This is a genomic window from Pseudomonas sp. Pseusp11, from assembly GCF_047304405.1.
Lineage (GTDB): Bacteria > Pseudomonadota > Gammaproteobacteria > Pseudomonadales > Pseudomonadaceae > Aquipseudomonas.
Window position 1 is genome coordinate 21,103 of record NZ_JBGLZF010000025.1, and the last position, 19,758, is coordinate 40,860.

23 protein-coding genes are annotated in these 19,758 nt (G+C 59.4%); all 23 read right to left on the reverse strand.

The window, feature by feature from the left end:
• Positions 1-62: 62 nt before the first annotated feature.
• The 23 genes from ACCC96_RS20040 to ACCC96_RS20150 all read right to left on the reverse strand — a co-directional run bounded on the left by ACCC96_RS20040 (position 63) and on the right by ACCC96_RS20150 (position 19,648).
• Positions 63-563 carry a CinA family protein gene (locus ACCC96_RS20040; RefSeq protein ID WP_019647843.1) on the reverse strand — a complete coding sequence of 167 codons (501 nt, stop codon included), beginning with the start codon at positions 561-563 and terminating at the stop codon, positions 63-65.
• A 327-nt stretch (positions 564-890) separates the two neighbouring features.
• Positions 891-2,069 (reverse strand): acyltransferase family protein, encoded by a 1,179-nt coding sequence (locus ACCC96_RS20045; RefSeq protein ID WP_413696718.1) that lies wholly within the window; start codon positions 2,067-2,069, stop codon positions 891-893.
• Between the two features lie 141 nt (positions 2,070-2,210).
• Entirely contained in the window at positions 2,211-2,753 is a 543-nt protein-coding gene (locus ACCC96_RS20050; RefSeq protein ID WP_413696719.1) for a lysis protein, read from the reverse strand.
• Positions 2,735-3,358 (reverse strand): glycoside hydrolase family 19 protein, encoded by a 624-nt coding sequence (locus tag ACCC96_RS20055; RefSeq protein WP_413696720.1) that lies wholly within the window; start codon positions 3,356-3,358, stop codon positions 2,735-2,737. The genes ACCC96_RS20050 and ACCC96_RS20055 overlap by 19 nt, the downstream gene beginning before the upstream one ends.
• A gap of 58 nt (positions 3,359-3,416) precedes the next feature.
• A complete protein-coding gene (locus ACCC96_RS20060; RefSeq protein ID WP_413696721.1) occupies positions 3,417-3,944 on the reverse strand; it encodes a tail fiber assembly protein in 528 nt (175 codons plus the stop codon).
• Positions 3,945-3,952: 8 nt separating this feature from the next.
• A complete protein-coding gene (locus ACCC96_RS20065) occupies positions 3,953-5,305 on the reverse strand; it encodes a hypothetical protein (RefSeq protein WP_413696722.1) in 1,353 nt (450 codons plus the stop codon).
• A gap of 11 nt (positions 5,306-5,316) precedes the next feature.
• On the reverse strand, positions 5,317-5,916 hold the full coding sequence (locus tag ACCC96_RS20070; protein ID WP_413696723.1) for a YmfQ family protein: 600 nt from the start codon (positions 5,914-5,916) through the stop codon (positions 5,317-5,319).
• Positions 5,904-6,947, reverse strand: a complete 1,044-nt coding sequence (locus tag ACCC96_RS20075) for a baseplate J/gp47 family protein (protein ID WP_413696724.1) — start codon at positions 6,945-6,947, stop codon at positions 5,904-5,906. The genes ACCC96_RS20070 and ACCC96_RS20075 overlap by 13 nt, the downstream gene beginning before the upstream one ends.
• Positions 6,937-7,335: a phage GP46 family protein gene (locus tag ACCC96_RS20080; protein WP_003222234.1), complete on the reverse strand. Its 399-nt coding sequence runs from the start codon at positions 7,333-7,335 to the stop codon at positions 6,937-6,939. The genes ACCC96_RS20075 and ACCC96_RS20080 overlap by 11 nt, the downstream gene beginning before the upstream one ends.
• On the reverse strand, positions 7,335-7,844 hold the full coding sequence (locus ACCC96_RS20085; protein WP_413696725.1) for a phage baseplate assembly protein V: 510 nt from the start codon (positions 7,842-7,844) through the stop codon (positions 7,335-7,337). Before ACCC96_RS20085 ends, ACCC96_RS20080 begins: the two co-directional genes overlap by 1 nt.
• 230 nt (positions 7,845-8,074) lie before the next feature.
• Positions 8,075-9,118, reverse strand: a complete 1,044-nt coding sequence (locus ACCC96_RS20090; protein ID WP_413696726.1) for a phage baseplate assembly protein — start codon at positions 9,116-9,118, stop codon at positions 8,075-8,077.
• 3 nt (positions 9,119-9,121) lie between these two features.
• A complete protein-coding gene (locus tag ACCC96_RS20095) occupies positions 9,122-10,357 on the reverse strand; it encodes a DNA circularization protein (protein WP_413696727.1) in 1,236 nt (411 codons plus the stop codon).
• Positions 10,344-11,846 (reverse strand): phage tail protein, encoded by a 1,503-nt coding sequence (locus tag ACCC96_RS20100; RefSeq protein ID WP_413696728.1) that lies wholly within the window; start codon positions 11,844-11,846, stop codon positions 10,344-10,346. The genes ACCC96_RS20095 and ACCC96_RS20100 overlap by 14 nt, the downstream gene beginning before the upstream one ends.
• A 130-nt stretch (positions 11,847-11,976) precedes the next feature.
• Positions 11,977-12,273 (reverse strand): phage tail assembly protein, encoded by a 297-nt coding sequence (locus tag ACCC96_RS20105; protein WP_018926972.1) that lies wholly within the window; start codon positions 12,271-12,273, stop codon positions 11,977-11,979.
• Positions 12,270-12,617, reverse strand: a complete 348-nt coding sequence (locus tag ACCC96_RS20110; protein WP_018926973.1) for a phage tail tube protein — start codon at positions 12,615-12,617, stop codon at positions 12,270-12,272. Before ACCC96_RS20110 ends, ACCC96_RS20105 begins: the two co-directional genes overlap by 4 nt.
• Positions 12,618-12,684: 67 nt before the next feature.
• Positions 12,685-14,181 (reverse strand): phage tail sheath subtilisin-like domain-containing protein, encoded by a 1,497-nt coding sequence (locus tag ACCC96_RS20115; RefSeq protein ID WP_064620025.1) that lies wholly within the window; start codon positions 14,179-14,181, stop codon positions 12,685-12,687.
• Complete coding sequence (locus ACCC96_RS20120) at positions 14,181-14,363, reverse strand: DUF2635 domain-containing protein (RefSeq protein WP_007907211.1); 183 nt, start codon at positions 14,361-14,363, stop codon at positions 14,181-14,183. Before ACCC96_RS20120 ends, ACCC96_RS20115 begins: the two co-directional genes overlap by 1 nt.
• Positions 14,360-14,944, reverse strand: a complete 585-nt coding sequence (locus tag ACCC96_RS20125; RefSeq protein ID WP_413696729.1) for a hypothetical protein — start codon at positions 14,942-14,944, stop codon at positions 14,360-14,362. Before ACCC96_RS20125 ends, ACCC96_RS20120 begins: the two co-directional genes overlap by 4 nt.
• A 220-nt stretch (positions 14,945-15,164) precedes the next feature.
• Complete coding sequence (locus ACCC96_RS20130; RefSeq protein WP_019647828.1) at positions 15,165-16,181, reverse strand: contractile injection system protein, VgrG/Pvc8 family; 1,017 nt, start codon at positions 16,179-16,181, stop codon at positions 15,165-15,167.
• A 9-nt stretch (positions 16,182-16,190) separates the two neighbouring features.
• Complete coding sequence (locus ACCC96_RS20135) at positions 16,191-16,403, reverse strand: tail protein X (protein ID WP_413696730.1); 213 nt, start codon at positions 16,401-16,403, stop codon at positions 16,191-16,193.
• Positions 16,396-16,779, reverse strand: a complete 384-nt coding sequence (locus tag ACCC96_RS20140; RefSeq protein WP_413696731.1) for a phage tail protein — start codon at positions 16,777-16,779, stop codon at positions 16,396-16,398. The genes ACCC96_RS20135 and ACCC96_RS20140 overlap by 8 nt, the downstream gene beginning before the upstream one ends.
• A complete protein-coding gene (locus tag ACCC96_RS20145; RefSeq protein ID WP_413696732.1) occupies positions 16,779-18,938 on the reverse strand; it encodes a phage tail tape measure protein in 2,160 nt (719 codons plus the stop codon). Before ACCC96_RS20145 ends, ACCC96_RS20140 begins: the two co-directional genes overlap by 1 nt.
• A gap of 128 nt (positions 18,939-19,066) precedes the next feature.
• Positions 19,067-19,648 carry a phage tail assembly protein gene (locus ACCC96_RS20150; protein WP_018926981.1) on the reverse strand — a complete coding sequence of 194 codons (582 nt, stop codon included), beginning with the start codon at positions 19,646-19,648 and terminating at the stop codon, positions 19,067-19,069.
• Positions 19,649-19,758 lie beyond the last annotated feature (110 nt).

A 19,758-nucleotide genomic window follows, 5' to 3' on the forward strand; every position in this document is an offset into this window, starting at 1 on the left:
AAGGCCTGACGGCCAACACCTGTATAAGTAGCCAGTATTATTCCACAGCGTTTCAGGATCGCCTACCCCTGATTTGAGATTTCTCCAGCGGTATGCCGCAGCAGCCCCTCTAGCGCGGCCTTCACCGTTTGTCGGCGGACCTCGTCGCGGTTACCGGCAAAGTGCTGGACCTCGCTGAACACCTGCTCACCGACGCCCCAGGCCAGCCACACCGTGCCCACGGGCTTGTTCGGCGAACCGCCATCCGGCCCCGCCACACCGCTGACCGCCACGGCAAAACGCGCCCGGCTTTTTTCCTGTGCGCCTCGGACCATGGCCTCGACCACCTCGCGACTGACCGCCCCGACGGTTGAAAACAACTCGGCCGGGACATTCAATTGTTGGGTTTTCTGACGGTTTGAGTAGGTGACATAACCGGCCTCGAACCACGCCGAACTCCCCGGAATGCGGGTGATCGCCTCGCTGATCCCGCCGCCGGTGCAGGACTCGGCGGCAGTGACGTGGGCATTGAGAAGCTGCAAGCGTCTGCCGAGTAGATCGGCCAGATGAGTGATCTCTTTCACGGCTCTCTCCTGATCGAGCGGAATGAGGCCTACCGTACACGAGCGAATCGCACTTGCAAGGTTCAGGATCGATCAAAATGTTAGCGAGCAAGAGCCCTGACATAGGCCTGACAGGCCTGCAAAGGCAAAGTCCGCGGTCGCTGGCGTCGGTGATAGCGATAATTCGTTGAGCATGCTCCACATCATGGGAGGGTTGCTCCGAAAAGAAATCGGGCAGCATGCGGTATCAATTTACAGCCTTGAATGCGGGGTTCATGGCGTAGTTTCCGCCCTTTTACTTCTGCCCGTAGAAAAGGCGCCGATCGGCACTTGAAAATTATAATATGGTCACGTATCCCGAGACCTAATACCTATCGGGAAACGAAAATCTTCAACCATTTTTGCAATACGCTTTCCTACCGGTGTTGAGGGACGCTCAATTATCAGATGAACAAGAATCGTTAAAACGACAACTGCAAACCCAGACAAAGCAAATGCTGCATAGGTTGAGTGCAAAAATTTGTAGGCCATATAAAAAAGAACATAACCACACGCACCATGCAGCAAATAAAGCGGATAAGAAATTTCTGCGACCTTGTCGATGAACTTGGAGTATGGAAGCTTCGCCCCCAGCAGCATCAAGACTATAAATATAAGAGCCGCATACACATGATTTGCATACATCATCCCGGACGTAGCATTCGAATAATACTGAAGAGTAAAATTATTCACAACCAACAGCGCAAAAGTCACAAACGCAGTCTTGGCAACAGGCCAGCTCCCCGAATGATAATTATACAAAGCCATACCAACAAACATAAGAACAATAAAACACCCGTTCAACGCAACAAGATTTATATACTGTCGATAGTATTCAAACTTACCCATATCTTTTGTAAGAGCGATGCTCACCAGCAGAAAAGCCAGAGCCAGTGCCAGTATCACGGAAGCCTTCTTTTGCCCCGAAAAAAACGAGAGAACAAAACAAATTATGTAAAAATGAACCTCAACCTCCAACGTCCATATCGCGGTATCGATATATGGATGACCTAAAACATCGCGAACAAACGTAGCATTCGCAATGATCGTCTTAATTGAAAATGGTGCAACGGTATTCCCCTCCATGTATCGCCCAACGACTATCACACCTGCGGTTAGGATGGTACACGCCACCGCCGTCGGAAGTATTCTCGCAACCCTTCGAATAATATAATTAGCCTTAGTTCCGCGCTCAAGCGATACAGGAATGACAAACCCACTAATCATAAAAAACAGCGCAAGCCCAAGGTAGACTTCCCTAATCTCAAATGGCTTGACTTGATCTACAATATTTCCGATTACCCCGACCAACGCTGGGGCAACGTAATCTGCGGGCACTCCCGACTGATAAATAAATCCGCTTAACACTCCGGGATTCATCAGAAATGTCTGCCAGTGCACGTACACAATGAGTAGACAGGCCACGCCACGTAGAAACTGCAAAAACCACAACTTATTATTTTCTTGTTCGAGCGCAACACGACTCATACAGCATCCTTTCTTAATAAGGAACGCTCACCTTCAATGTGGTCATTTGGGCGAGATAGGGCATTGTGAATGTATCAATTAGAACACAATACCAAACGGTAGCAAATCAACGTTTGTGCAATCAAAATTCACCTACTGCTTTCATTGTCGGACAGATATGGTCTTCACATACTCCTGACATGCAGCCAGCGCAATCAGTCCACGGTCACCGGCGTCGGTGATGGCGATAATTCGTTGAGCATGCGCCGGGTCAAGTCGGGCTCGCGCGGCGCCATGATCCACGCCGCCGGTGCCGGAGGCGGCTGGCACTGCACAGGTTGAGGCAGCGTCATGGGCATCGAGGAGGACTGACAGGCGCACATCAGCAGTGGCAAGACGATCGCGCAGGCGACCTTGATCACGTTCGGCATCGCTAAGCGCTCGATAATGGGTTTGTTCACTGGCTGAAAGACGCTGTTCAAGCGCCAGACGCTTGTCCTGCTCGGCCTGTTGCTGCGTTGCCGCTGCCAGCGCCAGGCGACTCAACGTCTCGGTGTGCACGCGAGCCTGTTCCGCCAATTGCTGGCCATACCGCCAATCCTGGAAGTGCCAGGCCAGCGCCGCCGAGCTTCCGGCCAACATAGCCAGAAACACAACAAGCCCAATTGCCCGGCAAGAAACCGGCATCAGACCGAAGACTGGCATAGCACCGCCCTCGCCCGCGCCCACAACAACAGACGATCTTGCAGGCCGTTAAGCCCACTGTTGATGCGACGAGTGATGCTGTTGAACTGGTCGCGGTCGGCCAGTTCATTCAAACCGTTCAGTTCCCAGAACCAGGCCGCAGACAGCGCGGCGTACTGCGGTTGTATCAGGAGATCTGGATTGCCGATAAGGTCGATACCGAGGTCATCACCGCACTCCTGATAGTTTGCTCGGCCGGTGATCTGGATCAGGCCGCGACCGCGATATGTCCACCCATCACGGCTCGCGGTATTGCCATTACCCATGCGCGAGGCATAGGCAATGTTCGCGATCTTCTCCGGCTGACGCGCGCGCGCAGCAGCCAAATCAGCCGGGAACCGGCTTGGCCACGTCGCCATCAGACCCGGCGCATCGTAGTTCAAGTTCTCAACGACGCGGGTGAGTTGTCCGGACTCATGTCCTATCTGCGCGATGAAGGCCGCAATACGCCTAGCCGTGATGATCTGAAACCGGACCATGGCTGTATTCAGGACAGGAACAAAAACGCCGGCAACTGGGCCGGCGTTCGGGAGGATCTGCAGCAACTGCTGCTGGGTGATGGGCATACTTTTCTCCGGGAAAAAATAATCCGGCACTTGGCGGGCATCGGAATTGCGCTCTCGGCTATGGAGAGGTCGGCCACGCAATAGTGGTTGGGTAACCAGGTTGCTGCTCAATCTTTTTCAGCGCTAACTGGTAGGCCGCGTAGGCCTCGAAGGTCGCCGTATCCGCTGCATCGAGCAACCCGGCAATGTAGGCGTTAACCATGCCGGCAGTGACTTGATTGGCCGCCGACATTAGCTCATTGCACTGAGCCTGAGCGACCGCAGCGGCATCAAGCAGCCACGCAGTACCGCTCCAGACGTAGTAAGCACCGGGACAAGGGAGCAACGTATATTCGCTGGGGAGCTCGCCAAGTTCGGACCACTCCTGCGCTGCGCCGGTGGTCACGCTGTACACCGTCCCGCGATGATCGGCGAGTTGAACCGGCGCAGCGTTGACGAGCACCCAAACATTGCCCGGATCAGGCGTCGGCAACAAGTCGGCCAGCTCGACGGCATTGCTCGGCAACTGACAGCCCAAGCCGGGAATTTCGGGAAGAGAAACCGGGCCAACCAAGACACCCAGTGCATCAAACACGTAAATGGACATAAAACACCTCAGATCAATTTAATTCGGCCCGGGTAGGCAATGTTTATCGGGCGAGTCTCAGAACCTCCGGCGTACCCCGAGGCCCCGGCAACCCACTGCGCGTAGTTGTTAGTACCACCCCCCATCATTGTCGTGCCAAATGTGCCTGCACCGGGCAGGGAGTGGTTGTGAGATCCGAGTTGGCTGGCCTGCGAGCTACCCGCCGCACGATTCAGGTCAATTCCGAGAGACTCATCAGCGGGGCGCTGGAATCGACCCCGGGCATCTGGACAACGGAACGTGGTGGCACCGTCGCCAGAAGTCCATCCACCCTCCATGCCGGCGCGAGCGGCTTCCGTGGTCAGCATTCCTGACTGTTGCGCGTGGTCCCACAACCAGGGGAAGGTGGCCCGCGTCAACAGCGCGCCGTTCATGGCGCCGTAACCACCGGGATTAAACGAGGACGTGGTTTCAAGCACCGACCGACCCAGCGGGGTACCGTCGTAACGACTTACCGGCCACCAGTTGCCCGCGCCATCACTGCGCAAATGCCAGTAATCGCACGCCCCCATCAGGACCAGGAATGAATATCCAGCCGCATTCAGGTGGGTGTGAAATTTGATTTTGTCGGTCCCTGACGCAGTAACAACAAGGGTATTGGTGGTGTTATCCAAGCGACGAACAATGAAGTCAGTCACGCCAAGTGCCGTGTTGGCGGTAGGCAGCGTGATCGTCCGGTTAGACGCCGTCGCGTCAATAATGACCAACCCCCTCTGCGCGGCGGTCAGCGTGGTATCCGCACTGATACTGGTGACATTACCGGTTATCTGGCCCAGTTGGGCCGCGTGCTGGCTTTGCGTTGCTGGAGCGATTTGCTCAGCCGCGCCAGTGCAGAACAGCAGGATGTATGAGCCGCCGCCGATAGAGGTGTTCCACTGCACCCATGCGTCACCGTTGGCGACCAGCTCGCCACCTCGAAGGGCTGAATGGGCACCCCCAACCATAGCGACGGCCCCCAGGCCGTCGTTGATCGTGCAGGCGCCAGTGTTTGCCGTCTTGACCTTGAAGCGCAGGGGCTGGCCTTCGACGCGGGCGGTGATCGCCGGCGTGAAGTTGCAGACGTAGTTATTGGCCGTGCCGGTGTCGATGGCAAAGCTGCTTGCAGCAGATTGGCCAAGGGTACCGATGGCTTTCAGTAACTGCGTCAGGTCAACTTCACTGGGTGCCATTCCCGCCGCTGCAATCACATTCAACACCTCGCTCGTGATTGCGTTGCCCCATGTCGAGGGAATCAAAGATCCCGGCGTCCCGGTGACCGGGCTCTCATCCACAAACTGTCCATTCACTAGCCCAACGCCGGGCACACTCTTTGGATAATCCACTTTTCTATCCTCTAGTCATAATTGATGTAAACCAGCGTATGCGCTGGTGCGCTGCGGTGTATCAAGCATTCCAAGGCATTGCCCGGGTTCATGCCAAAACGCTCGCCCCAGTAGCTGGCGCCGAAACGCCGCCCAAGCAGCAGGCGGCCGCCGGTGTTGAGGGTCCACATGAACTGCGCCTGCAAGGTACCGAAGTGCGCCGCACCGAAACGCGAGCGCCCCATACGCGGCGCCCTGAGTTCGGTGATGGTGGCGTTCGGGTAGCCTTGGGTGCGGGCAATCTCGACGAAATAGCTGATGGTCTGACTACCGACTGCGAGCAGTCGCCGGCGCACGGCCAGGCGGCGGTCATCGAACAGTGGCGTGGCGCCCAGGCATGGGTCGGGAAGGTTCATTACCCGCTCCCAATCGGGCACCAGTTCGCTGACCCCAGCCGGGTCCATTTCGTTGAGCAGGTCGGCGGCGCGGGCGTCGAGGCGGGCCAGTTCCTGTGCCACACCTTCGAGCACTTCTTCGAGTTCAGGAACTTGTTCAGGGTCCCAGGCCGGCCCGCTGGGTAGCAGGCTGCGCAGCTGGGCGTGGTATTGCGCGGCGGTTCTTATGCGCCCCATACGCAACCTCCAAACGTCAACAATTCGTTTTTGTTGGCGGGGACATCGGCGACGGGCGAGGTGAGTGAGTGGTCGTATTCACCACTGGCGCTGCTGATGGCTTCACGGATGTGACTGATCAACAACTTCTGACCGAGGTCGGCTTCACGGTTATGCAGGTCACGTAATTGCGCCTCGACTGCCGCGCGTACTGCTGTGGTGTCGGGATTCACGCTGAGGTGATAGACGACCGGCACCTGAACCGGCCGTTGCACATGCACTTCGGCGGTGACCGGGCGCAGCGGCTCGATGTAGGCCTGGACTTCGGCCAGTTGTTCGTCGTTCGGCACCGGCTGCGGATCGTCGTCACGCATGATGAACAGGCTGACCGTACCCGGCCCCAACAAACCGCCACGGCACCAGGCGCGGGTCACGCCAGGGCATTCCAGGGCCCAGGTTTCATAGTCCTGGGCCGAACCGCCGTGGGGGATGATGCGGTAAGAGCGAATCACCCGCGAGCGCAGTGACTCCAGGCTTTCCCGCGCCACACCGCCGTTGAGTCCCGGCGCCAGCACGGTAAAGCTATTGCTGACGATCCCCGCAATCGGCTGCACCGGTATCAACGTCATGCCGGCCTCGGCATTGCCCAGGCTACCGGCTTCGAGCGCAGCGATGGTGGTGCTGTTGAGGCCGTTGCTGGTGGTGCGCGCGGCTGTCACTTTGTAGGTGCAACCGTCGCTCGATTGCAGCAGGGTGTCGACGTCCAGCACGGCACCGGCGCTGGCGGTAAAGCTGACGCTGCCGCTGGCCGCTTGTGCGGATTTGCGCGGCTGGTTCAAACGCAGTGCGGCGATCCGTTCCAGGGTCGACTCATCCGCCTTGTCCGGGAGGATCTGCTCGGCGATCCAGTCCAGGTAGCCATACAGCCCATAGGCGGCGCCACCGAGGATGCGGGCCAGCACTTGCGCATCGGACTGGCGCAGCGAATCGCTGGCCAGGTCGCTTTGGGTGCGCTTGATCAGCACCGGCAGCGAAGGGGTTTCAAACGGCATAGATCACCTGCCAACTGTTATCGGGGTTGATGTCCAGGCGTTCGCCGTCGGCCAGGGTCAGGACCGTGCGCAGGTTCAGGCGCTGGGCGTCGAGGCGTTCGCTGATGATGTCGATGGCGCTGCAATGGCCGTCGTCGATCAGCCATTGCAGGGCTTCGCGGGCGTAGAACTCGGCGTCCATCTGGGTCTGGCGGGTCAGCTTGACCCGGCGCAGCAGCCACAGCCGAGAGCCGATGCGGTCGTCGGCCACCGTAGGGAAGCTGTCGCCCCACCAGCCGAAACGCTCTTCATCGTCGAGGGCATCGTCATCGGCGGCGCGGCGCCAGGTGAACAGGCTGATCAGCACTGCACGGGTCAGTGCGGCGTGGAGGTTCTGGCTTATCAACATCACTGCCCTCCCGCCGGTGCGCCGCTCTGGCCGTTGCCCGCTTGCACACCGCCATGCACGTGTTTGATCTGGCTGATGCCGCCGGCAACTTGATCGCCGGTGGAAACGATTTTTCCGCTCTGGTTGATCACGGGTGTGTCGAAGTTGACTGCACTGCTGGCGCGGATATTCAGGGTGGCGGTTTCGATGTCGATGATCCGCCCGCGCTTGAAGTGGATCTTGTCGCCTTCGTCGGTGTAGATCGCTACTTCTCCCGCGGCCAGGGACTGGAGGCGGTAGCGGCGGTCGGCGACCACCAGCACGATGGCGTGGGAGCGATCACCGCCCAGAAACGTGGCGACACCTTCGGCACCGGCCAGTGGGTTGCTGGTGAATCCGTAGGGTTCGAAGTGCTCCATGTCGTCGTTCACTTCACCGGCGGTGAGGCGCATTTGCAGCGATTGAAGCTTGGTGGCCGAGTTGGCGAGCACGACAGTGCCGCGCGCCAGGAGGCGTGTCAGTAGGCTCATTGGATTTTCCTTCAGAGAGTTGGCCCGGACACGATCAACTGTGGGAGCGGGCCTGTGTGGCGAGGGGGCTTGTCGGAACGCCGCATCGCCCCGTTCGACTGCGAAGCAGTCGCAAAACCGGTGACTGTTTTCTAACTCATGATCGCGGCGATTGGTTTTAGGTGCGCTTCGCACCCCAACGGGGGCAAGCCCCCTCGCCACACCAGCTCCCACAGAGTTCGGTGCAAGGCTCAGGTTTTCTTGGCAGGCTCGGGATTGGCATCGAAGGTATGCGGCGGTGCGACTTGCAGGGTGGTGATCGAACCTTGCGCCGACAGCGAGTAGGTCACCTTGGAAATCAGCATGTCGTCATCGAATCCCAGCACCGGATCCTTGACCCGCACCAGCGTGTTATGACGCCACAGATCGCCGTTGGATTGCCGCCAGCCCTGCACCTGATAGGTGGTGGTTTTGGCCTTGCCGACGCGGGTGGCGCTTTCCCAGTTGGCCCGTTGCAAGGCGAGATCGGGATTGATCTGCATGCCTTCGTTGATCACCGTGACCCGCCGACGCTTGTAGCTCAGGTCGGCAGACACCGATTCAACCTCGCTGACCGCCGCCCCGCTCTTCTTGTCCGTGCCCTTTTGCTGACCGATGACCCGGTATTCGGAGAACACCTGGCTGTAATCCATCGGCGCGTTGGCCGACAGAATATTCTTGCCCAACTCCAGCGCATCGCTGGCTCGGCCACCACTGCCAGGCCGGGCCAACACCAACCGGCCCTGGGCATCATCGGTAGAAAACACCCGGAATAACGTCAGCAAGCGGTCGATGGATTGAAACACCGTTTCCCCCGGCACGATGGTGTGACTGCTGAGCCGGGCGGTCTCGGGAATTTCACTGACCACAAAGACCTTGTAGGTGATCGCCAGCGCTTCGACGATGCTCAACAGCGATTGCTCATGCCATTGGTTCGGGCGGTTGGTCGCGGCGCAATCCACCAGGTCCTGAGTACAAGAACTGCCTTCGATGTTCAGGCTGATCTGTCGCCCGTCATAACTGATCGGGGCCTTGAACACATACCCGGTCAGCACCAGATCCTGGCCGATGCGCACTTCACAGGCATCACCGGGCTGGATGCGCTTGTCCACGGTCTGTCCCGGCCATTGCCAGGTGATGTTGAGTTTAAAGGTGCGGAACTGACGCTCCAGATCCGCCGTGATTTCCACGCTTTTCCAGCCACCGTATTCCAGGCCGCCGACCGTCAACGTGACGCGGTTATCCATCTCGTTCATGGTTCACTTCCCGGAGACTTTCACATCGTTCGGCGCGTACCCTGGATGGGCAATCCCGTTGCGCTGAATCACTTCGGTGACCCGCGTTGCGTCGGCAAATTGCTTGTACGCCACGACCAGCGCCGGAAGGCTTTCCTGGAAAGACTTGCTGACCTGTCGTACACCCGACGAAGCCACTGCCTTGAGATGCGCAAGCAGCGCCTGCTTCACATCGTCGATGGCCTGATAATGCGCGGGACTGGCCTTGTCCAGCATCGGGTTGATCGCCTCGACAAGCGCCTTTTGCAGCACTTTCAAATCGTCGGTGACCGGCACTTCCTGCCGGGTGACCGGCAGGTTCGCCTGCTGCTCCAGCGATGGTGTCGACGACAGTTTCACCGGTGTCGACGCGACCGGCATCGAGGCGACCCATTGCGCCACTTTGACCAGCAGCGTGTCCTGTACCAGATCGGCCATGGCTTGCGCCGCGGCCGTGGTGTCCTTGCCGGTGGTGAGCTTCGGCGCATCGGCCTTGCGGATGGCTTCGAGCTGTTGGGACACGTCGGCAATCACGCCGCGATAACCCTCCTTCGCGAAGTCCTTGAGCGATTTGATATCGCCGAGCAAGCCCTTGAATTCCGCCGCCACTTCCTTAGGCAACTCCTTGACCGCCTTGACCAGCTCGGTGATCTGCCGGTACTCCTCGATCAACGGTTTGAGCTGTTCCTTGATCACGTCATACACCCCGGTCAGGCTGTTGCGCAGATTGTTGATACCGATCCGCGCAGCCTGGATCCGGATCATGACCTCTTCGAACCGCGCCACCGCCGAACCCAGCAAAGTGTCGGCCTTGGCCAGCAGCACCTTCTGCGTGCTGACCGTGGCCGTCGGAAACGGCAGCGGTTCATCGGGGTAAAACTTCAGCGCAAAGGTCACCAACCCGCCGTCCTGGCGGGTGTGGGTCATGTCGCATTCGCCGACCTTGACTTGTAGCCGTCCCAGCCACGGGTGGACCAGTTCACCACTGCCCTGTTCCAACGCCTTGAGCAGCTTGTCGCGTTGCTCCAGGCAATCGGGGCCGACGATGAACGCCGTCAGATCATGGATCTTCGCCTGTTGGCCAAGGCTCTCGAAAAACGGCAGGTCCCGCTGCGGATACTCGTGCAACTGGCCCTTTTTACCGACCGGGGTTTTCGCCTGATCGACCCAGAAACCGACACCGCGAAAGGACGCCGGCAACAAACGGTCACGCCAACTCATTGGAGCCTCCCAGGGAAAGTGAGCGGTAGCCGATGCGCGAGTTGAGCGACAGCCCCGGTTGATTGGTTTGCGGTTGATCGGTGCGCAGCCCGGCCGGCGCGTTTTCGAAGCGAACCGTCAGGCCGCCTTCGAGTTGCGTGCGATTGTTGGCGGCGCTTTGTTGGATCAAGGCGTTGGAGTTTTGAGTCAGAGAACCGGGCTGCAACAACGACGACTTGAGCGGCAAACTGCCGGGAGTCGCCAGCGCGTTTGAGGGCTGCTCGGAAGCGGCATTGATGAACGCCGCCACCGGCGCAAACTCCCCCTTGCCTTCAGCATTGGTTTTCTTTTGCACCTCGGTGAAGCTTTCGACCTTGCCGGTAATTTGGGCGATAAAACCACCAAAGCTACCGCCAAGCATCTCCTGGATGGGCGCCAGAATGGCCCGGAGCTTTTCCGCTTTTTCACTGAAAAACTGAACCACGGATGCCCATGTTTCGCTCAGTGCATCCAAGGGCGACCAAGTGAACAGCCCGCTGAGGTAGGAAAAGAACGCCTGCGCTCCAAGCTTGATCGACTCCCAGTAGCCCGAGAACATGGCAGGGACCTGATCCCAAGCGGCGGCAATGGCGTCCAGCGGCACCCAGTCGAACAGGCTGCGCAGTTTCTCCTTCACCGGCACAGTCAGTGCCACGAGCAGATCCCAGATCGCCGCAAACAAACCGACAACGGCCCCCCAGTTGTTCAGGATCATTCCGTAGGGCGTCCAGGCAAACCACGCCTTGAGGAAGTCGAATCCTGCACTCACGACTGCTTTGACTTGATCAAAAATTGCCGAGAAAACGCCGCTGATCGGAGCCCAATAACCGACAACCTTTTGCCAGAGCCCGGCGAAAAACGTCGAAATCGGCTCCCAGTTGGTAATGATCACACCGGCCGCCATGGCAATGCCCATGGCAATCAGCATGATGGGATTGGTCTTGAGCACCATGCTCATCAGATCGAACACTTGCGTCGCGCCGGTCACGGCCGTTTGCATTGCCGAAAATGCGATGGCACCTGCCGCCAACCCTTCGACCAGTTTCGGGTTGTCATCAAGCAGGCTGCCAAATCCTACCAACAACGGTTGAAGACCTGCCGTTATGGTCGCGACAGCAGGCTGCAAGGCCGTGTTGGCCGCGATCGACACCTGCTCCATCGAGCGACTGAACACATTCATGTTTTGCGTAGCGCTCACCGGCGCTTTCGGCAAATCAACGCCTTCGGCAGCTTCATTGACTTCGGTCAATTTGCCCTTGAACGCGTCGGACGCCTTGATCGCATCCATGAACGGCGTGATCACGCTACCGCCCTTGAACAAGCCGCTGATGTCCAGTTTGCCGAGGCCGGTCTGCTCCAGGTTTTTCTTGAAGCTCTCGACTTTTTCCCGAAGGGCGCCGAGTTTGGGTGACAGTTCATCGATGCCCGTGAGCAGCACCGATGTTTTCCCTTTCGTTTGTGTTTCTGCCATCACTGCACCTGCTGCATCGCATTGATCCGTTGCGCGTGCTCCAGCGATTCGCGGAGCACATCCAGTGGCCTGGCCATCATCTGTTCGGGGTCAACCTTCCAGAACCAGGCCAGGTCATAGGCGACTGCGATCAGGTCGGTGATGGCTCCGATGCCGCACTCATGAAAAAACTCGCGACCGCCCAACTCAGCGTATTGAGGTCAGCCAGATCCAGCTGATTGACCGACGACGGCGGGATACCGGCGCACACGGCGATGTATTTGGCCGCGACGTCCATGTCGAGGCTGACCTCTTCGCTCTTGTCGATCTTGTACGGCAGCGCCTTGATCGCTCGCACTTCCTGCACCGTCGGGCGGCGCAGGTTGAGCTCGGTCAAGGGCTCGCCGTGGGCTTCGATCGCAACTTGAAGCTTCACGGCGTTGCTCATTGCCAGGTCCCCTTGATGCCTTCGAATTTCAGTTCGATGGTGGCGTCATCGCCTTTGGATACCGGCTCTTCCACCAGGTAGGCGCCGGCCAGTACGTAGACTTTGCCGTTGCTGAATTCGCAGGTGACGGTCATGTCGGAGCCTGCGATCAGTTGCTTGAGCGGGAAGTCTGCGGTGTGCAGCGCCGTCACTTTGAACGACGGCGCGATGTCGGTTTCCTTGTAAAAGCCCGGCACGACGGTTTCCCGTTTAACGGCCATCAATGGTGCTTCGCAGCCACCGTTGATGGTCAGTTGAGCGCCGTCCACTTTGACGTAGCAGGTGCCCGCAATCAGTTGCCCCATGGTGTTTCTCCCTTCAAATAAAAAGCCCACGCACGGTGGGCCGAATTCATACAGTCAAAGGCAGCGATCAGGCTGCGTCGTCGTACTGCAGACGGAACTGGTTGAGCAGCGCGAACACGCGCAGGCCGTTGATGTAGTCCGGCGGGAACAGCACGTTGACCCGGCTCGGGTCCTGGGTGTCGCGCTCGACGATCAGGTGTTCGGCAAACAGCTCGGCGTTTTCCACATGGCCTTCCAGTTCGAGCTTGGCGTACTGGGCGATCAGCTCACCGCGAATGGTGCTCGGGGTGACGATTGGCTGGCCGGCGCCGAAACGGGTGCCGTCGGAGGCCAGTTTGTGGCGACCGTATTTGCTGGTGATCACGCTTTGCAGACGACGCACGATGAACGCCGACTGGTGCATGGTTTCACTGTCCAGGTAGGAGTTGTCTGCCTGGCCGTAGGCGTTCTTCTGATAGGTGGTGATCGAACGCTGAATGCGCACGTAGCCGCCTTCGTAATACGCGGTGGCGATGCCGTAGTTGAGCAGCGACTGACGCTCGGTCAGGGTGAACCGCTCGCTCGCCGGAGCCGGGTCTAGACCTGGCAGGCTGCCGCTTTGGGTCGGACGGCTGGCGTCGGCCGAGATGAACACCGAGGTGCGCGCAGCCAGTGCGGCGGCCTGCACCCAGAACGGTTGCGGTACGCCCGGTTCCAGCGCCTGGATGGTCATGTGCTGGTCGTTACGCGCCTGCCCTGCCGCCACCAGAGTGCCGACGGTGCCGCGTTTGGCGCTGTAGACGTGACCGAACAATTGCTTGGCCCAGGACCAACGACCGGTGCTGTCATCCATGACCGCTTGCCAGGTGTTGAGGGTCGACAGATCCGACCACGGCATGCAGATGAACTCGAACGGTTCATCGCCCAGCGCCGCCACGGCAGCCACTTGATCCGGCACACCGGCGCCGCCGGTCATGGCGGTGATCGCCGAGGTCAGGCCGGCCGGGGTTTCTTCGCCGTTGCTCTTGCCCAGGCGGTTGAATTGCAGACTGATGTCGTTGCCGCTGTCGCCAGTCCATTTGGCGCTCAGGGTGACCACACCTCCGACCGCCGCCGCAGTGACCGGCAGATCGGCGCTGGCATTGATTTTCAACGCCAGGGCGGTGGCCGCTTGCGCCGCGGTGGCACCGTTGACGATGGCCGCCTGAACGCGAACGCCGCCGACGTACAGGTTAAGCACGCCGCTTTGGGTCGCCGCACCGGTCAGAGTCAGCACGCCTTTGGCAATGCTGCCTTCGGTGCTGTGCAGCGGCAGGCACCAGATCTCGCCGATCGGGTCGGTCTTGCGCCAGGTTTCGTACATCGAGGCAAGCATCGAGCCCTGGCCGCCAATGCTTTTGGCCAGCGCCACGCTGGACACCAACACCAGTTTGCCGGCATCGGCTGGCGCGATGTTGTCGTTGACCTGAGCGACGATCAGGCGGCGCATGGCCGACGACGCGCTATTGGCGGCCGAGTTGTCCATTTCGGCATAGAACAGCGGAACACGAATGTCCGCGGGGATGTTGCTGAATCCGATCGCCATTATTTGGCTCCCTGTGGTTTCGCCGCTTTCACGGCTTTGGTAGTGATATCGCCATCGGCCAGACGTCGACGCCACCAGGCGTTGTCCGGCACTTCACGGCCCTCGAGGGGCAACAGATCGCCCGCTTCCGGGTCCGGCACGACACGGCCCGGGGCCGGCAGCACGGTGATGCGTTTGCTCATGGGGTTACGTCTCCAGAGAAAGTCAGTTCCAGGCGCCCGTCGGGGCCTGGGCGTTGCAGATTGGGGTCCGCCGGGTCGATCGCATCGACCCGCACGGTGACCCCGGTAAAGGACGACAAACCGTCCAGTTCACGCTCGTGCCAGCTCTGCGCCGGTTGCCCCGGCAGATTGCGGCCGAGCTGGAATTCGGTGAAAAAGCGCAGGCGATAGAGCACGCGGCTGCTGTTGATGGAAACCAGCTCACCGCCGTCGTAAGCGATGGCGTTGTAGTCGTTGCCAGGCTTGAAACCCACCAGTGCGCGCCACAGTTCGGCGCGCAGGTCGTGCAACAGATCCAGCGCTTTTGTAGCGTCCGTGGTGTCGAGCACCAGGGTGACTTCGAAGCGGTCGCGGATCGGTTGCAGCATCAGGTGTTGCGCCACGCTTTTGCTCGCCACATCGGCGATGGGGACGACGTAGGCGCAAGGCGTGGCGAGCGGGTTGTTGGCTTGCAGGGTGGTGAGGTCAATACCCGCCGCCACACGATTGGCCAGGCTCGGGCATTGCTCACGCAGCTGCGTTAGGATCGGTGTGATCTTCATGAGGGCGTTCCAGAATCGAATGAAATGAGTGAGCAGCGACGCAAATTTTTGTAGCAGCTGCCGAAGGCTGCGTTCGGCTCGGGCCGCGTTCGGACGCAGCAGTCGTGAACCAGGCGACGTGGTGTTTCAGACAAATCCGGGTATCAGGATTTACGACTGCTGCGCAGCCGAACGCAGCCTTCGGCAGCTGCTACGGGGCGGGGGTGATTTTGGGTGTGGGCTATGCCTTGGCGTCCAGGCAGGTCGCGTCAATCTTGCAGCGATAGCTTTTTTCCCGGTCGCCGGTGGCGGTGACCTTGTCGATCGACCAACGCCCGCGCATGAAATCCGGCCAGGTGGGGTCCAGCAAAACGATCCCTTCAGCGGATAACCCTGGATTGCCAGGGCATTCGATCGTCACCTTGAGTGCTTCGCGCATCATCCGGCGGGTCTCGCCTTCGGCGGCGGCCCGGGCATCGTCTGCGCTCTGAAACCGCTGGCGAAGGGTCTTGAACGGCGCGATGCCGCTCTCCTCGACCCGCACTTTACCGGCCGCCGCGTCCCACCAACTGGTCTTGCAGCCCTGGTATTTCGCCCGGGCGGTTTCATCCAGGACGGCGGAGATAAAGGCGTGATCGCCTGGGCGATTGTTGGTCGTCACCGACAGCTTTATGGTCGGCAGAACTTTGCCCGATAACGATTTCGCCTGACCGCGCCGTGCCAGCACATACAGCTCGTTGACCGGTTTGGCGACGGCGTCATGCAGGTAGGCCAGTCGCGTCAGAAAACCCATGTCGGTTTCATTGGACTGGTCGATGTGCGCGATTTTTATCAGCGACAGGTCCGGGGCCACACGAGGGGAAAACCCGTGCCTGGACGTCAACTGGCGAAACAGTGCACCCAAGGTCGTCGGACCATGGCTGACCGATCGGCGCTGTTTGAACCCGGTCTGATCCGCCGCACTGAACGGCGCCGCCGTGGCCACCAGTGTCAGACGCAGGGGAAACAGAGTCGGCGTGCGCCGGGTAATGACGAACTCGCCTTTATCCACCAGCCCCGATTCCAGATAACCGACCCGCAGGCCGATTTTTCCGCCCAGGCTGGGCAACCCTTCAAGCCCATCCAGACTGATCACGAGCGTCAGTTGATCGGATTCAATTCCCGCTGCGTCGATGTGTGTCCAACTGATTAATCGTTCGTTGAGCAGCGCAGCATTCGCGCCGTAAATTTCCACAGCAGGCGTGAAACCCAGTGACATGCTGCCTCCTTAATCCCAGGCCGAAACCGGTGTGGGTGCGACGGGTTTCGAATCCACTTCCGGCAGCACAACCCACACCCCCGCCGGCAATATCGGCCCCCATTCGGCAAGCTCCGGATTAAGACGCCAAAGCGCTTCTTCGGTGGCATCGTCACCACGCTCAAGCTCGCGGTACAGCAACAGATTCACCGAATCACCGGCGATACTTCGAACCCTACGCATTGGCGAACTCCATCAACTCGATAATCCAATCGACCACCATCGCGGTGCCGTCATCAAGGATGTTGTTTTGGGTTTCCGACACCTTGTTGATCTGCCACAGACCCCAGTTGCGGCCGATGCCGTCAACCAAGGGCAAAGGGATGCGCAGCGCCTGCAAGGCACGCAGCTCATCGAGCCGATCCATGGCGGTCGCGTACATCGACTTGCCTGTTATCGTCAGCCCTTGCAGGCCTTGGCCGACCTGACTGGATTTGGGTTTGCTGGTGAGGATGTCGATGCTTTTCCAGCCGCCGTCCGAGGTGTGCAGCAGGGTGTGGTAAGCGAAGTTTCTGGACAGGCCGAAAATGAAACTGCCGAGTGCCATTTGCTGACGCATCACGTACCTCCGTCGGTCAGGGCCGCGTCACTTCGCATGGCGAGTGAGTTGGGCATGGTCATGAGTCCGAATTGGCCCGTGATCTGTTGCACAACCAGGTTCGCCAATTGACTGGCGCTGGCCTGATCCTGGCCGTTGATGTAGATGTTCGCGTTAACCGTGTTCTGCTGATTACTCGTCTGGGCGTTGGTCAGGTCTTTGCTGACCTGATCTGGAGCGGCGAGCTTGTCGACGGGTGTAGCGAGTTTCTCACCCAGCCATTCCCCTCCCCAACTGCCCGCCATTCCCCCCAACAAACCACCGATTACGCCACCGACCGCCGTGCCCAGAACAGGCACCACGCTGCCGATCAGGGCGCCGGCAGCAGCGCCAGCATAAGTACCGGCGAGTCCGCCACCGGCCGAGCCCAGCGCCCCGCCGACCGCTTTGGTATCACCCGCCTGCAAGCCTTTGACGGCATCGTAACCAGCACTGAGCAGCATCAGCGGCGCGACCCGCTTGGTGACTGCCGAGCCCATTCTGGCGGCACCCAGCAAGCGACTCCCGGTCGACATACGTGGCAGTTTGGCTGCGCTTTTTGGGATGGGCTTGATCGCGGCTTTTCCAGGAGCTGCGCTTTTTCCGGCCCTTGCGCCTCGGGATTGCTTTTTGCCCTTACGACCGCGTTCCTTGGCATCGGCTGTCAGATCCCCCGTTTCGGAAATCGGTCGCGCACCTGCCAGAACCAGAAGTTTTGTTGCTGCGGCGGTGATGGCCGAGGCCATCGCGACCTTGATTTCAGCACCACGCGCCAACGCAATGGCTCCCGCGAGCACCAGCAATCCTGCAGTAGCTTTCGGTTGTGCTTCAGCGACCCCGCTCAAGCCATCGGCCAATGCGCCGAGCGACACCATCAAACCATCAGTCAACGGCGCCAGGGCATTGCCGCCCGCCGCGAACATCCGGTTCTTACTCGCATCCAGCGCATTCCAGCGCCCTTGCGAGGTTTCCCCAAGCGCCTCGGCGGATTTCGCTACGGAACCGTTGAACTTCGGCAACGTCCCGTCGGATGTCCGCTCGGACACCAGTAAAAAAGCCTTTTGGACGTCTTCCGGTTTTTTCAACAGTTCAAGAATCGCCGCGTTATCACCAAACAATGTCTTGGTCAGTGACTGCTGTTCTTCTGCAGGTTTTTTCTTCAGTGCTTCAAGCACCAGGTTGATCGTTCCCGGCGCGTCCTTGCGCAGGCCATCAGCCAACATCCCTGGATTGAATTTGCCGTCCAGGTCAGACCAAGCCTTGCGCTGTTCCGGTGAAGCCGCGTCCCCCTTGGCCAAAACCGTGGTGAAACCTTTCAAAGCTTCACCGGCACCGGCCTTGTCCGCGCCGCTGTTCAAGAACGCCGCCGCGAGCGCCGCCATCTGTTCCGGCGTCATGCCCGCGGCGATGCCCGCCTCGCCACTGCGCTGCACCACAGAACCGATGTCTGCCGCTTTGACATTCAGACCGCTGTTGCCGAGATGGTTGGTTGCATCCGCCAGACTCAGGCTTTGTCCGCGATCCAGCTTCATCGAATTACGCCAACCCAACAGCATCTCGCTGGCGGCCTTGACGTCGAGATTGAACGCCGACGCCGTCACCGCGCTATCTCGGGTGAAGTTCAGCAGTTCGTCCTGCTTTTTAGCCGGGTCGAGCCCGTCCCCGATACCCGCCTTCGCCGCCGCCAACTCGACCTGAGCCAGTTGAACCGCCGTTGCCCCGCTCGGAGCAACCTGCTTGTCAGTGGCCATTTTCAGGTTGGCCTCCGACAGTTTCTGCAACTGGACGTTGTCCAGTTTCAGCACTTGGTTGAGCTCAACCATCGCCAATTCGGTCGCCATCGCCGACTTGAGCAAATCCGGCGGCGTGCGCTGATCAACCTCAGCCTTTAACTTGGACTTTGGTTCACTGCTTGCCGCGGGCATCGAAGCACTCGCCTTGAGCAGCGACTGCTGCGACGACAGGGCAATGTTCAGCAACGCCAGCGCTTCGCGAAGCTTGACCTGTTCCGACACCAGCAGACGGATGTCGAGGCTGGCCGTGGTCAGTGCCAGGTTCAGGCCCGACGTTTCAGAGGCGCTGCCCAGTTGCGGCAATTCGATGCTTGCCGCACCGGACAGTGAATACTTACTGCCTGCCATCCTGCTCTACTCCTGTTTCACGCCAAGGCGAGTGATCGCGATGTCGTAGCGGCGCAAGGCCTTGCCGGCGTCCCACTCCAGAATCTCCGCCTCACTTACCGAGTAAATGAGCGGCACCACATCGAGGATTACTTCGATGTCGCGCTCCGAAAGAAGTCCGCCGGTTTGTTTAAAAAATCGTCGATGCGTACCTGAAGCTGTGTCCAGTCGGGCACGGTCAGCAGGTCCAGATCGGGCAACATCAGCCCGGTGCAATGAGCGGTGATGAACTCGGCGCGTTCCTTGGCCGTCTTCAGTTTTTTCATTGCTTTGGTGGCGCGCAGCACCGGCATTTCCAGGGTCAGCGAGGTCATGCTGCGGCCTGCCACGTTGAGCGGTTGCAGCAGTGACACTTGATCGGGGTCTACCGATTGTTCGCCCTGCGCTTGCTGTTCCAGAAAGTACGAAGCCGGGCGAGTCGACATCTCATGCACGTACTGCGCGATGCTCACGTAGTCCGGGCGTTTGAGCTGGTCCAGTTCCTTGACCGACAACCCCGTGGCCAATCTGGCCAGCTCGAAGAACTGATCGTCCTCATCATCGCCGGCACGGGCCAGGGCCTCTTTTTGCGCGGCGTAGTACAACGGTTTGAGTTGGATCTGCTCGATCTCGGATCCGTCATCACCGGTAATTGGTGACAACAGGACATGCTTGGGAGGTATCCAGGACATGTAAGAAATTCCTTGGTGATTCATGAAAGGCTACTGCGCAGGGATCTGTTTGCCACAATCCTTGTGGGAGCGAGCCTGCCCGCTCCCACAGGTTGTGCGCCTTGGTTGGC

Coding starts and splice junctions, on each gene's coding strand:
- ACCC96_RS20050 (WP_413696719.1), bottom strand. CDS start 2,753: ATGCCAGTCTTCGGTCTGATGCCGGTTTCTTGCCGGGCAATTGGGCTT.
- ACCC96_RS20150 (WP_018926981.1), bottom strand. CDS start 19,648: ATGTCCTGGATACCTCCCAAGCATGTCCTGTTGTCACCAATTACCGGT.
- ACCC96_RS20135 (WP_413696730.1), bottom strand. CDS start 16,403: ATGCGTAGGGTTCGAAGTATCGCCGGTGATTCGGTGAATCTGTTGCTG.
- ACCC96_RS20110 (WP_018926973.1), bottom strand. CDS start 12,617: ATGGGGCAACTGATTGCGGGCACCTGCTACGTCAAAGTGGACGGCGCT.
- ACCC96_RS20120 (WP_007907211.1), bottom strand. CDS start 14,363: ATGAGCAAACGCATCACCGTGCTGCCGGCCCCGGGCCGTGTCGTGCCG.
- ACCC96_RS20085 (WP_413696725.1), bottom strand. CDS start 7,844: ATGAGCCTACTGACACGCCTCCTGGCGCGCGGCACTGTCGTGCTCGCC.
- ACCC96_RS20140 (WP_413696731.1), bottom strand. CDS start 16,779: ATGCGTCAGCAAATGGCACTCGGCAGTTTCATTTTCGGCCTGTCCAGA.
- ACCC96_RS20080 (WP_003222234.1), bottom strand. CDS start 7,335: ATGTTGATAAGCCAGAACCTCCACGCCGCACTGACCCGTGCAGTGCTG.
- ACCC96_RS20075 (WP_413696724.1), bottom strand. CDS start 6,947: ATGCCGTTTGAAACCCCTTCGCTGCCGGTGCTGATCAAGCGCACCCAA.
- ACCC96_RS20055 (WP_413696720.1), bottom strand. CDS start 3,358: ATGCCCATCACCCAGCAGCAGTTGCTGCAGATCCTCCCGAACGCCGGC.
- ACCC96_RS20105 (WP_018926972.1), bottom strand. CDS start 12,273: ATGAGCAACGCCGTGAAGCTTCAAGTTGCGATCGAAGCCCACGGCGAG.
- ACCC96_RS20145 (WP_413696732.1), bottom strand. CDS start 18,938: ATGGCAGGCAGTAAGTATTCACTGTCCGGTGCGGCAAGCATCGAATTG.
- ACCC96_RS20125 (WP_413696729.1), bottom strand. CDS start 14,944: ATGAAGATCACACCGATCCTAACGCAGCTGCGTGAGCAATGCCCGAGC.
- ACCC96_RS20100 (WP_413696728.1), bottom strand. CDS start 11,846: ATGGCAGAAACACAAACGAAAGGGAAAACATCGGTGCTGCTCACGGGC.
- ACCC96_RS20115 (WP_064620025.1), bottom strand. CDS start 14,181: ATGGCGATCGGATTCAGCAACATCCCCGCGGACATTCGTGTTCCGCTG.
- ACCC96_RS20060 (WP_413696721.1), bottom strand. CDS start 3,944: ATGTCCATTTACGTGTTTGATGCACTGGGTGTCTTGGTTGGCCCGGTT.
- ACCC96_RS20130 (WP_019647828.1), bottom strand. CDS start 16,181: ATGTCACTGGGTTTCACGCCTGCTGTGGAAATTTACGGCGCGAATGCT.
- ACCC96_RS20090 (WP_413696726.1), bottom strand. CDS start 9,118: ATGAACGAGATGGATAACCGCGTCACGTTGACGGTCGGCGGCCTGGAA.
- ACCC96_RS20095 (WP_413696727.1), bottom strand. CDS start 10,357: ATGAGTTGGCGTGACCGTTTGTTGCCGGCGTCCTTTCGCGGTGTCGGT.
- ACCC96_RS20045 (WP_413696718.1), bottom strand. CDS start 2,069: ATGAGTCGTGTTGCGCTCGAACAAGAAAATAATAAGTTGTGGTTTTTG.
- ACCC96_RS20070 (WP_413696723.1), bottom strand. CDS start 5,916: ATGGGGCGCATAAGAACCGCCGCGCAATACCACGCCCAGCTGCGCAGC.